13 protein-coding genes are annotated in these 11,970 nt (G+C 68.7%); 7 read left to right on the top strand and 6 right to left on the bottom strand.

Translation table 11 applies throughout. From position 1 onward, the window contains the following. Positions 1–76 precede the first annotated feature (76 nt). Positions 77–727: a TetR/AcrR family transcriptional regulator gene (locus CW359_RS02665; RefSeq protein WP_105968027.1), complete on the bottom strand. Its 651-nt coding sequence runs from the start codon at positions 725–727 to the stop codon at positions 77–79. A 143-nt stretch (positions 728–870) separates the two neighbouring features. Between CW359_RS02665 and CW359_RS02660 the strand changes: the two genes are divergently transcribed. Genes CW359_RS02660 through CW359_RS02635 form a run of 6 tightly spaced genes read left to right on the top strand, consistent with a single transcriptional unit; the run spans position 871 to position 6,913 of the window. Further along, entirely contained in the window at positions 871–2,148 is a 1,278-nt protein-coding gene (locus tag CW359_RS02660) for an acyl-CoA dehydrogenase family protein (protein WP_105968026.1), read from the top strand. Beyond that, on the top strand, positions 2,145–3,161 hold the full coding sequence (locus CW359_RS02655; RefSeq protein WP_105968025.1) for a phosphotransferase family protein: 1,017 nt from the start codon (positions 2,145–2,147) through the stop codon (positions 3,159–3,161). Before CW359_RS02660 ends, CW359_RS02655 begins: the two co-directional genes overlap by 4 nt. After that, positions 3,158–4,099 (top strand): NADPH:quinone oxidoreductase family protein, encoded by a 942-nt coding sequence (locus tag CW359_RS02650; RefSeq protein ID WP_105968024.1) that lies wholly within the window; start codon positions 3,158–3,160, stop codon positions 4,097–4,099. Before CW359_RS02655 ends, CW359_RS02650 begins: the two co-directional genes overlap by 4 nt. Beyond that, positions 4,089–4,940: an acyl-CoA dehydrogenase family protein gene (locus tag CW359_RS02645; protein ID WP_105968023.1), complete on the top strand. Its 852-nt coding sequence runs from the start codon at positions 4,089–4,091 to the stop codon at positions 4,938–4,940. The genes CW359_RS02650 and CW359_RS02645 overlap by 11 nt, the downstream gene beginning before the upstream one ends. Further along, complete coding sequence (locus tag CW359_RS02640; RefSeq protein WP_105968022.1) at positions 4,937–6,085, top strand: acyl-CoA dehydrogenase family protein; 1,149 nt, start codon at positions 4,937–4,939, stop codon at positions 6,083–6,085. Before CW359_RS02645 ends, CW359_RS02640 begins: the two co-directional genes overlap by 4 nt. Before the next feature lie 36 nt (positions 6,086–6,121). Next, a complete protein-coding gene (locus CW359_RS02635) occupies positions 6,122–6,913 on the top strand; it encodes an enoyl-CoA hydratase (protein ID WP_105968021.1) in 792 nt (263 codons plus the stop codon). A gap of 104 nt (positions 6,914–7,017) precedes the next feature. Here CW359_RS02635 and CW359_RS02630 read toward each other — a convergent pair whose 3' ends face one another. From CW359_RS02630 to CW359_RS02610, 5 genes are read right to left on the bottom strand one after another with little or no spacing between them, the layout of a single operon-like run. Then, positions 7,018–8,229, bottom strand: a complete 1,212-nt coding sequence (locus tag CW359_RS02630) for a metal-dependent hydrolase family protein (protein WP_105968020.1) — start codon at positions 8,227–8,229, stop codon at positions 7,018–7,020. A 6-nt stretch (positions 8,230–8,235) separates the two neighbouring features. Next, entirely contained in the window at positions 8,236–8,556 is a 321-nt protein-coding gene (locus CW359_RS02625) for a hypothetical protein (protein WP_105968019.1), read from the bottom strand. Next, on the bottom strand, positions 8,543–9,808 hold the full coding sequence (locus tag CW359_RS02620) for an aromatic ring-hydroxylating oxygenase subunit alpha (protein ID WP_105968218.1): 1,266 nt from the start codon (positions 9,806–9,808) through the stop codon (positions 8,543–8,545). The genes CW359_RS02625 and CW359_RS02620 overlap by 14 nt, the downstream gene beginning before the upstream one ends. A gap of 34 nt (positions 9,809–9,842) precedes the next feature. Next, complete coding sequence (locus tag CW359_RS02615; RefSeq protein WP_198655043.1) at positions 9,843–10,376, bottom strand: carboxymuconolactone decarboxylase family protein; 534 nt, start codon at positions 10,374–10,376, stop codon at positions 9,843–9,845. Next, a complete protein-coding gene (locus CW359_RS02610; protein WP_105968018.1) occupies positions 10,373–11,095 on the bottom strand; it encodes an SDR family NAD(P)-dependent oxidoreductase in 723 nt (240 codons plus the stop codon). The genes CW359_RS02615 and CW359_RS02610 overlap by 4 nt, the downstream gene beginning before the upstream one ends. A gap of 137 nt (positions 11,096–11,232) precedes the next feature. On the opposite strand from CW359_RS02610, the gene CW359_RS02605 reads away from it, so the two are divergent. Further along, a complete protein-coding gene (locus tag CW359_RS02605; RefSeq protein WP_105968017.1) occupies positions 11,233–11,964 on the top strand; it encodes an SDR family oxidoreductase in 732 nt (243 codons plus the stop codon). Positions 11,965–11,970 lie beyond the last annotated feature (6 nt).

Here is an 11,970-nt window from a genome sequence, read left to right as displayed (position 1 = left end):
CGGCGGCAGCCCCCTCGCTGCGGAGAGTGAGAACGCCGCTCTCCGCAGCGGTGGCAGTGACAGCGGCAGTGGCGGTTCAGGCGCCCGAGATTCCGCCGAGGCAGAACTGCCACACCTCGTCGGCGGTCACAGGGTGGGCGTGGCTGTCCGAGGGGACGCCGTTGGCCTGGGCGGCGAACATGACCGTCTGCATGACGAGCGCCGCCAGCCGCCTGGGCTTGTCCGCGTGGATGCTGCCCGCCTCGGCCGCCTGCTCCAGAAGCTCTGTGAACAGGGTCAACAGGGGCAGGTGCGCGGTGGCCACCTGCGCCGGGTGCTTGACCAGCAGTTGGAGGGCGAAGTCACTGAACAGGGGGCGCTGGACACCGGGGTTGGGCAGCGACTGCTCGAACAGCATCTCCACCGCGATGCGCAGGCGGGGCAGCGGCTCCCCGGCGCCGGAGGTGGCCTCGCGGATCTCGACCGCCGACGTCGACAGGGCGTCCTCGAACAGGGCGAGCAGCAGCTCGTGCTTGCCGTCGAAGTGCTGGTAGAAGCTGCGCAGCGACTGCTTCGAGCGGTCGACGACCTCCTGGACGGTGAAGTCGGTCGTCCCCTTCTCCGCGATGAGCTCCTGCGCCGCGTCCAGGAAGCGCTGAACGCGTTGCTCGGCACGCTGTTTCGCGGCGCGGGTGGAACGCTCTACGGCGCGCTGGCGCCAGGCTGGCTCTTCGGGGATGGCGGTCACGCGTAGAACGATACTGCACTCCAGCGGTAATCAGTCGAAGCTCCCTACCGAATCACGCACCGCAACTTTCGAGACCCTTACTTGCATGGAATGAGAATGTTATTCTCACCCGCATCGAGTCGTCGAGACGAGGGTCGGCTGACATGGCATGGGACTTTTCCACCGAGCCCGAGTTCGAGGAGAAGCTGGAGTGGATCAGGCGCTTCCGCGCCGAGCGCGTGGACCCACTGGACCTCCTCTACCCCGACCGCGCCTACCATCCCCTCGACGACGAGACCGGCCCGATCGTCCGCTCGCTCAAGCGGCAGGTCCGCGAACAGGGCCTGTGGGCCCCGCACTTGGGCCCCGAACTGGGCGGACGCGGCTTCGGCCAGGTCAAGCTGGCCCTCATCAACGAGATCCTCGGCACGTCGAGCTGGGCCCCCGTCATCTTCGGTACGGCGGCCCCCGACACCGGCAACGCCGAGATCATCGCCCGCTACGGCACCGACGACCAGAAGGCCCGCTACCTCCAGCCGCTGCTGGAGGGCGAGTGCTTCTCCTGCTTCTCGATGACCGAGCCGCAGGCCGGGGCCGACCCGAAGATGTTCACCACCCGGGCCGAGCGCGACGGCGACGACTGGGTCATCACCGGCCGCAAGTACTTCTCCTCCAACGCCCGCACCTCGAAGTTCGTCATCGTGATGGCGGTGACCGACCCGGACGTCAGCCCGTACAAGGGCATGTCGATGTTCCTGGTCCCGAGCGACACCCCCGGCATCCGGATGGAACGCAACGTCGGGCTGCTCGGCGAGGGCCCCGAGGACGGCATGCACGCGCTGATCGCGTACGACGGCGTCCGCGTCCCCGGTGACGCGCTGCTCGGCGGCGAGGGCCAGGCGTTCGCCATCGCCCAGACCCGGCTCGGCGGCGGACGCGTCCATCACGCGATGCGGGTCGTCGGGCAGTGTCAGCGGGCGCTGGACATGATGGCCGAGCGTGCCCTGTCCCGCGAGACACAGGGCAGCCGGCTCGCGGACAAGCAGCTGGTGCAGGCCGATCTCGCCGACTCCTACGCCCAGTTGACCCAGTTCCGGCTGATGGTCCTCTACACGGCCTGGCAGATCGACCAGTACAACGACTACAAACGCGTCCGCAAGGACATCGCGGCGATCAAGTTCCTGACGCCGAAGGTGCTGCACGACGTCGTCTACCGCTCGATGCATCTGCACGGCGCCCTCGGCGTCTCGAACGAGATGCCCTTCGCCGACATGTGGACCGGCGCGGCCGTCATGGCCGTCGTCGACGGACCGACGGAGGTCCACAAGATCACCGTGGCCCGCGATCTCCTGCGCGGCTACGAGGCCACCCCCGGACTCTGGCCCACCCAGCATCTGCCCGCACGCCGGGAGTGGGCCCGCAAGCAGCTGGAGAACCTGTGAACACCGAGTCGCTCGCCCGCTGGCTGGACGGCCAGGACATCGCCCCCGGCGAACCCGTCGAGATCTCCCTCATCTCCGGGGGCACCTCCAACGACATCTACGAAGTCCGGCGCGGCGACCGCCAGTTGGTCCTGCGCAAGCCACCGGAGAAGGTCCCGCCGGGCCGCAACGAGACCATGCTGCGCGAGTTCCGCGTGCTGAACGCCCTGAACGGGACGGACGTCCCACACCCGGAGGCAGTCGCGGTGTGCGAGGACACCGACGTCATCGGATCCTGCTTCTACCTCATGGGCCATGTCGACGGCTGGTCGCCGATGAACGTCGAGGGCGGCTGGCCCGAACCCTTCAAGAGCGACCTCTCCCTACGCCCGGGCCTGGCCTACGAGTTGGTGGAGGGCATCGCCCGGCTGGGCAATGTCGACTGGCGGGCACAGGGGTTGGAGGGCTTCGGGCGTCCCGACGGCTTCCACGACCGCCAAGTGGACCGCTGGCAGGCCCACTTGGCCAAGTTCAAGTTCCGCGAGATACCCGGACTCGACACGGCCGCCGAGTGGCTGCGCGCCCACCGGCCCAGCCACTGGACCCCGGGCATCATCCACGGCGACTACCAGTTCGCCAACGTCATGTTCCAGCACGGCGCACCCGCGCGCCTCGCCGCCCTCGTCGACTTCGAGATGGCCACCGTCGGCGACCCGCTCCTCGACCTCGCCTGGGTGATCATGGGCTGGCCGAACGCCGACGAGGACCGCACCCAGAAGGGGTACGTCAGCTACGAGGGCATGCCTGACCGCGCCGACCTCCTGGAGCACTACGCCAAGGTCAGCGGCCGGGACGTCAGCGAGATCGACTACTACGTTGTGCTGGCCCGCTTCAAGATGGCCATCGTCCTCGAAGGGGGCTACGCCCGACACGTCAAGGGCGAGGGCGGCAACCCGAAGATGGCCTTCTACGGCGACACGGTCCTGACGATGGCCGCCCAGGCCGCCGAACTGGCCGCGACGACCCGGCTATGAGAGCCGCCCGCTGTCACACCCTCGGCGGCCCGGTGGTCGTGGAGGAGATCCCCGAGCCGCAGGGCGAAGTGCTGGTGGATGTGGCGTACGCGGCGGTGAACTTCGCCGACGTGCTGGTGATCGAGGGCGCCTACCAGGTGAAGGCCGAGGTGCCCTTCACCCCGGGGAGCGAGTTCGCGGGCGTGGTCGCCCGGGACGGACACGGCTTCCGCACCGGCGACCGGGTCTTCGGCTCCACCTTCGTCGGCGCCTTCGCCGAACGCGTCGCCGTCCCCGCCACCAGCGTCCACCACATCCCCGACGCCGTGCCCATGGAACGCGCGGCGGCCTTCGGCGTCTCGCACGCCACCGCCTTCAACGCCCTGCGCCTGGTGGCCGATGTGCAGGAGGGCGAGCGGGTGGCGGTGCTCGGGGCCGCAGGTGGGGTCGGCCTCGCCGCCGTCGAACTCGCTCTGCTACTGGGCGCGGAGGTGATCGCGGTCGCGTCGAGCGAGGAGAAGCGTGCCGCCTGCGCGAAGGTCGGCGCTCAGACCGTCCTGCCGTACGACGGCCTGAAACGGGCCTTGCAGGAGGCGGGCGGTGCCGATGTCGTCGTCGACCCGGTCGGCGGGCCGCACTCCGAGCAGGCGCTGCGCGGGATGCGCTGGGGCGGCCGGTTCGTGAACGTCGGGTTCGCGAGCGGGGAGATCCCGAGCATCCCGCTGAACCTGGCGATGCTCAAGGGCGTCACGATCCACGGCTTCGACTTCGGCGGCTGGGCCCGGCACGACCGGGAGGCGCTGGTCGCCGCCCGCACCGAACTGCACCGACTGTTCGCCGAGGGGGTCATCAGCCCTCGTATCCATGCCGTTTATCCGCTCGACGAGGTCACAGCCGCGCTGCGGCTCGGCCGGGGTGCCATCGGCAAGGTTCTTCTGGAGGTCGCGCGTGGAGTTTGAATTCGACGAGGACCAGCGGATGCTGCAACGCCTGGTCCGCGAGACGGTGGCCAAGTCGCGCGCCCTGCCCGAGGAACAACTCTGGTCCACCTATCTGGAGTTGGGGTGGCTGGAGGCCCCTCCGGTCGAACTGGCGATCATCCTGGAGGAGTTGGGGTACGCCGCCGATCCGACGCCCTTCCTCGCCACGGCCACCTGGTTCGCTCCGCTGGCCGGACGGCTCCCGAACGGCTCGGGGACGGCCGTCTTCGACGGCGTCGGGGAGTTCGTCCTCGATGCGGACCGGGCGGACGAGATCGCCCTTCTCACGGCGGACGGTGTGGTCGTACGGGAGGGCGCCGAGGTGCGTGCCGAGCGGGTCGCCGTCTTCGATCCAACTATCCACGTGGCTCGGGTCGAGCAGAGTGAACTCGTCGCCGGTGTGCCGGAGTTGGCGTTGATGGGGCTGGCCATCTCGACCGTCGGCAGCTGTCGGCGCATCCTCGATCTGGTCGTCGCGCATGTGAAGCAGCGGCAGCAGTTCGGGGTGGCCATCGGGTCCTTCCAGGCGGTCAAGCACAAGGCCGCCGACATGTACGTCGCGATCGAACGGGCCCGTGCGCTCGCCCTCTACTCCGCCCTCACCATCGCCGAGGACGCCCCGGAGCGGGCGCGGGCCGCCGCGATGGCCAAGGCGGCGGCGGGGGAGTGCCAACGCCTGTGCTTCCAGAGCGGGTTCCAGCTCTTCGGCGCGATGGGCTACACCTGGGAGAACGAACTCCAGATCCACCTCAAACGGGCCAAGGCCGGTGACCTGCTCCTTGGCACGGCGGCCGTGCACAGGAAGGCGCTGCTGGTATGAGACTCGCCGCCGATCCCGAGATCGAGGAGTTCCGGGCCGAGTTCGCCGCCTTCCTCGACGCCAATCTGCCCACCGCCGAGGAGGCCGTGCCTCGAGCCAAGTCCAGCGCGGATGTGCCTCCTTGGGCGCGCGAGTGGCAGCGCAAGCTGTTCGACGCGGGCTGGCTGGTGCCCGGCAATCCGCCCGAGTACGGCGGACGGAACGCCTCCCTGCCTCAACTGCTCGCCCACGCCGAGGAGTTGTCCCGGCGCCGGATCTACCACAGCTTCAACCCGCAGGGCGTCGGCATCATCGCCGCCTCGATCCTCAGCTTCGGTACCGAGGAGCAGAAGCAGCGGTGGGCCGCGCCCATCCTGCGTGCGGACATCACGGCCGCCCTCGGCATGAGCGAGCCGGGCGCAGGGTCCGACCTCGCCGGGCTGCGTACACGGGCTGCCCTGGAGGGCGACCACTTCGTCGTCAACGGGCAGAAGGTGTGGACATCGGGGGCGCATGACGCGGACGTACTGCTCACCTTCGTACGCACCGATCCGACCGCGCCCAAGCACAAGGGCATCAGCGTTCTGCTGATCCCCACCGACACCGAGGGCGTGGTCAGGCGGCCCTTCGGGTCCATCGCCCACCCCGACGACTTCGACTTCAACGAGGTGTTCTTCACTGACGTCCGGGTGCCCAAGGAGAACCTGATCGGCCCGCTCAACGAGGGCTGGAAGGTTGCCAACGGCTCGCTCGGGCACGAGCGGACCCTGCTCTGGCTGAGCTACGCCGAGCGACTTGAGGACCTGATCCGGGACGCGGCCTGTGACGAGGAGTGGTACGCCACGCTGCTCATGGACTTCCAGGCGCTGAAGTTGCTGGGTTACCGGCAGCTCGGCGCCGACCGGAACCCGGCCGAGGTGTCCGTGCTCAAGCTGTTCGGCTCGGAGGCCGTGCAGAACGCCACCCTGCGCGCGCTGGAGGCGCACGGTACCGAGTCCCTGCTCCACCCCGCCTCGACCGCCGCGCACTTCCACATGAACATGGAGGTGTTCTCGTCCAGTTGGTTCGAGCGGTACGCGCGCAGCTTCGGCGGGACCATCGCCGGCGGCACCTCCGAGATCCAGCGCAACATCATCGCCGAGCGCATCCTCGGCCTGCCCAGATAGCCGCCGGGACCGATGACCGACAGAGGGAGCACGCGGATGGACCAGATTCTGTACGAGGTCAAGGACCGGGTCGCGGTCATCACGCTCAACCGGCCCGAGGTCGCCAACGCCCAGACCATGTCGCTCCTCGACGATCTCGACGACGCCTGGAGCCGGGCGGCGGCCGACGAGGACGTACGCGTGATCGTGCTGCGTGGCAACGGGCGGCACTTCTCCGCCGGGCACGATCTCAAGGACCGCTGGCCGGGCCCGAAGGAGATCACCCTGGAGTGGATCTACAACGCGGAGAGCCGCCGCTATCTCGAATACACCCTGCGCTGGCGGAACATACCGAAGCCGTCGATCGCCGCCGTGCAGGGCAAGTGCATCGCGGGCGGGCTCATGCTCTGCTGGCCCTGCGATCTCATCGTGGCCGCCGAGAACGCCGAATTCTCCGACCCCGTCGTCCACATGGGCATCGGGGGCGTCGAATACCACGGCCACACCTGGGAGTTGGGCGCCCGCAAGGCCAAGGAGATCCTCTTCACCGGGCGAGCCGTCACGGCGGCCGAGGCGGAGAAGGTCGGCATGGTCAACCAGGTCGTCCCGCTCGACGAACTCGACGCGGCCACCATGGACCTGGCCGACCGCATCGCCCAGATGCCGCCCTTCGGGCTCCGGCAGGCCAAGCGGGCGGTCAACCAGAGCCTCGATGTGCAGGGCTTCTACGCGGCCGTCCAGTCGGTGTTCGACATCCACGAGACGGGGCACGGCAACGCGCTGAGCGTGAGCGGGTATCCGGTGCTGACCCGGCTTGAGGGCATGAAGGAGCACATCAAGAGCCAGTAGCCGTGCGGGAGTTCAGCCGGGCCTAGTACGTGAACAGGGCCGCTCGGCGGGGGTGGGCGTACCCCGCCGAGCGGCCCTGTTCTGCCCTGTTCACGCGGCTCGTGTCATGTCCGCTCGTCGCGGTAGACCTTGCCCCCCTTCATCACGAACCGCACGTCGGCCAGTACCGACATGTCCTCAAGCGGGTTGCCTGGTACGGCGATCAGGTCGGCCAGGAGGCCCTCCGCGATCCGCCCCCGATCGTCCGCGTCGATCAGCTCGGCCGCGTTGACCGTTGCCGCCCGCAGCACCTCCAGCGGCTCCATGCCCCGCTCGACAAGCGCGACCATCTCCTGGGCGCCCTTCCCGTGCGGGATCGCCGGCGCGTCCGTGCCCACCGCCATCCGGACGCCCGCCTTCGCCGCCCTCGCGACGACCGACCGGGCGTGCGGGAAGACCTCGGCGGCCTTGGCGCGCAGCTCGGGCGCCGCCCGGGACACGTCCATGCCGTCGATCAGCGCGGTCGTCGGGACGAGGAAGGTGCCGCGTTCCGCCATCAGCGCGATGGTGTCGTCGTCCAGCAGGAAGCCGTGCTCGATGCAGTCGATGCCCGCCTCGACCGCCGAGCGGACCGCGTCGGCGCCGTGCGTGTGCGCGGCCACCTTGAGCCCGCGCCGGTGCGCCTCGTCGACGATGGCCCGCAACTCCGCGTCGGAGTAGTGCTGCGCGCCGGGCGTGCCCGTATGGGACATGACACCCCCGGACGCGCAGACCTTGATGAGCCGAGCCCCGTGCTTGATCTGGTACCGCACGGCCTTGCGCACCTCGTCGACCCCGTTGGCGACGCCCTCCTCCAGGGAGAGCGGCATGATGCCGGGGGCCAGCGCGCCGAACACGCTCGGGTCCAGATGACCGCCGGTCGGGGTGATGGCGTGCCCGGCCGGGATGATCCGGGGCCCCTCGATCCAGCCGGCGTCCACGGCCTTCGCGAGGGCGACGTCCAGCAGGTAGCCGCCGGTCTTCACGAACAGCCCGAGGTTCCTGACCGTGGTGAAGCCCGACCGCAGGGTGCGCCGGGCGTTGCCCACGGCCCGCAGCATCCGCAGCGGTGGATCGTCCTGGACCATGGACAGCACCGGGGTCTCGCCCCGGCCGCCCATCAGGAGGTTGACCTCCATGTCCATCAGGCCGGGCAGCAGGGTGACGTCTCCCAGATCGAGTACGTCACCCCCGGCGCCCGCCGGTCCGATCCGGTCGCCGTCGATGTGGACGAGTCCGGGTTCCTCGAACTCCCCGGTCTCGACGTGCAGTACACGTGCCGCCCTGAGCGTGACCACGACCGGTCAGACCTTGGGCTCGACGACGAGGTCCATGTAGGCCGCCCCGCTGTCCGGCACCCGCGCCTGCTTCCACACCTCGACCGGGAACGACACGTTCACCAGCGAGAACATCAGCAGGAGCAAGTTGCGCTCCGGCTCCGGGAGTTCGTCGAGAGGGAACTTGTCGAGGTGGTCGGAGGCCTGCTCCAGGAGCGGGAACGCCACGTCGTAGAAGGCCTGCATCTCCTCCATCGAGCTGGCCAACCGCTTGCTGTAGCGCTCCCGTTCGGTCTCCAGGACCCAGGCCGTGAACGGTTCGAGAACCGCGAACTCACTGGGCAGCATCGGTGTGCTCCTTGACGCGGTCGGCGACGGTCTTGTGCAGATGGCGGAGCAGCAACTCCTGGTCGCAGAGCGGGAATTCGGTCACGACCCGGCTCTTGAGCATCGTCTGCGTGGCTTCCAGGGTGTTGCCGTCCTGGAGGGCGTACTCCTTGAACGTCACCGCCGTCAGCTCCTGCTTGAGCCGCTCGCGGGCCGTCTTGGCGGGCACGAAGTACAGGTTGGCCTCGAAGATGTGCCGGTCCACCGCCGTCGGCCAGTAGTGGTAGGTCAGGTACCAGCCGGGCTTCCAGATCAGCAGCGTCATGTTGGGGAAGAACTCGAAGGAATCGTTCCCCCAGGCGCGGTGTCCGCCCGGGTTGAGGCCCGGGGGCAGGGGGTCGAGCCCCTCGATGTCGGGGGCCTCCCAGGGGCCGAACAGGCCGCTGCGCAGGACGCGTTCGATGGGCTTGACGATGCTCAGGTCCTTGGGCGGGGACATGCCTCCCCAGGACGAGATCATCGAGTGGGGACTGTGGATCTCGTAGTGCAGGGCCTCGTACCCGACGTTGAAGAGCTTGTCCGCCTCGTCCTTCACCGCCTGCTTCATGTGCAGGACGGGGGCGTGGTAGAACTCCGCGAACGCGTCGATGAACAGCTTCCAGTTGCTGCCGATCTCGGCCTTGTAGGTGAAGACCTCGGTCATCTCGTGGAAGGGGTAGCCCTCCAGGCCCTTGGCGAACTCGCCGAGGTACTCCTTGAGCGGCTGGGCGTTCGGGTCGAGGTTGACGAAGACGAACCCCTCCCAGACCTCGCAGCGGACCGACTTGAGGCCGTAGTCCGACTTGTCGAGGTCGAAGAACTCCTGCTCCTGCTGGACGAAGGTCAGTTCGCCGTCGAGGCCGTAGCGCCAGGCGTGGTACTTGCAGGTGAACTGACGGCAGGTGCCCTTCACCTCCTCGCCCGGGAAGTCGTTCCACACCAGCTTGTTGCCGCGGTGCCTGCAGAGGTTGTGGAAGGCGCGGATCTCCTTGTCCCGGCCCCGCACGATGATCAGCGAGGTGTCCACGACCGCCAGTTCCTTCGTGAAGTAGCTGCCGGTCTTCGGCAGTTGCTCCACGCGCCCGACGTTCAGCCAGGTCCGCTTGAAGACGGCCTCCCGCTCGGCCTCGTAGTACGCGGGGTCGATCGAGTCCTCGTAGTTCACCGGACTCGTGCCCAGCTCGGGGTACTGCTCGGTCCAGCTTCCGGCCGCCGGCTTGGCGAAGTGTGGCATGATCACTCCCTTCTCCGTAATGAGAATAGCATTCTCATTCTTGGTTATTGAAGTTCTCGTCAGGGATTCCTGGGTCCGGCTCCACCTCGAAGGTGTTGAAGGCGGTGGCCAGCAGGCCGTACGTGCCCACCGTGAACACCAGGTCCATGAGCTGCCGGTCGTCCAGATCGGCCGCGAGCGCCTCGTAGGTCGCGTCGGACAGCCGCGAGTCCGACTCCAGTTCGTCCACCGCCCGGTTGAGGGGGGTGGGAGCGCCGGTGCGGACCTGGTCGATCTCCTCGTCGGTGATCCCGGCCCGGCGGGCGATCTGCACGTGCTGCGTCCACTCGTACCGGCAGCGCCGCCGCCAGGCCACCCGCAGGACGGCCAGTTCGCGGGTGCGCTTCGGCAGGGTCGAGTCGACCAGCAGGTACTTGTTGAACTCCAGGAAGGCCCGGGCCAGTTCGGGGTGCCGGGCCAGCAGCCCGAGCGCGTTGGAGTGCGGTTTGCGGGCGTCGGGGGCCGAGGCGCCCAGCGCCTCCATGTACTCGGCGTACGGGAGCGGGGTGACGCGGCGCGTGCGGTTCACGTGTTGCGCCCGCCGTTCACGCCCAGGATCTGGCCGGTGATGTACCCGGCCTCCTCCGACGCCAGGAACGCGCAGGCCGCGGCGATGTCCTCGGGGCGCCCCACCCGTCGTACGGGAGTGCGCTCGATGTGTTCCTCGACCGTCCCGCCGAGCAGTTCGCGCGACTCCGCCTTGCGCAGCATGGGCGTGTCGATGAAGCCGGGCGGCACCGCGTTGACGGTGATGCCGGCCGGGCCCAGTTCGAGTGCGAGCGCCTTGGTGAGGCCGTTGACCGCCGACTTGGCCGCGACGTAGTGCGTCATGAACTGCTGCCCGGACTGTGCGCTGGAGGAGGAGATGTTGACGATCCGGCCCCAGCCGGCCGCCAGCATGTCGGGCAGCACGGCCTGGGTGCAGTGGAAGACGCCGTTGAGGTTGATGTCGATGATCCGCTGCCAGGCTTCGAACGTCAGATCCTGGAAGCGCTTGTAGCCGGCTATCCCTGCCGCGTTGACCAGGACGGTGACCGGCCCGAGCCGCTCCCGGACGGCGGCCAGCGCCGCGTCCACCTGGGCCCGGTCGGTGACATCGGCGATCTGGGCGAACGCCGGGGCCGAGTCGGAGGGGTTCAGGTCGAGGGTCGCGACCTGGTAGCCGTCCGTCTTCAGCCGCTCGGCGACGGCCAGGCCGATGCCGGAACCGCCGCCGGTGACGACCGCTGTCCTCGTCGTGTCGATCATGTAGATCTCCCTTCGGAACGGGATCGGTAGGGGATCGGTACGGGACATTCTCACGTTCGAGTGGTTGATTTGCTGAAAGTGAGAATGTAGTTTCCGCCACATTGGAGCAAGCCGCCCCATCCGAGCAAGGAGACAGGATGCGGTTCCAGGACAAGGTGGCGATCGTCACCGGCGCGGGACAGGGAATCGGCGAGGACTACGCACGGGCGCTGGCCGCCGAGGGAGCCCGGGTCGTCGTCGCCGAGATCAACGAGGAGCAGGGGAAGCGCGTCGCCAAGGACATCGACGGGGCGATCTTCGTCAGGGTCGACGTCGGGGACCCCGAGTCTGCCGAGGCACTGGCCGCCGCCACGGTCGCGGAGTTCGGCCGGATCGACTACCTGGTCAACAACGCCGCGATCTACCACAGCATGAAGCGCGAGGGCCTGACGACGATCGACCTGGGCTACCTCAACCACTTCATGCAGGTGAACCTGATGGGCGCCCTGTACTGCACCCGGGCGGTCGTCCCGCACATGACCGAGGGCGGCGCGATCGTCAACCAGTCGTCCACCGCCTCCTACATGGCCTCCGGCTACTACGGGCTCGCCAAGGCCGGCATCAACCACCTCACCGCCTCCCTCGCCGCCGAACTCGGCGGTCGGAAGATCAGGGTCAACGGGATCGCGCCGGGGCCGACGGACACCGACGCCACCGCCACCGTCGTACCGAAGGAGCACCAGGACGCGATGGCGCAGCGGCTGGCGCTCGGGCGGATGGGGCAGCCCGGCGACCTGACCCCGACCGTGCTGTTCCTGCTCTCCGACGCCGCGGGCTGGCTCACCGGACAGGTCGTCGCCGTCGACGGCGGCCAGGGGGTGCGGCTGTGAGGCGGC

The sequence above is a fragment of the Streptomyces geranii genome, from assembly GCF_002954775.1.
GTDB lineage: Bacteria > Actinomycetota > Actinomycetes > Streptomycetales > Streptomycetaceae > Streptomyces > Streptomyces geranii.
The sequence above is the reverse complement of the archived record's forward strand: the minus strand, read 5'-3'. Positions and strand labels throughout refer to the sequence as shown.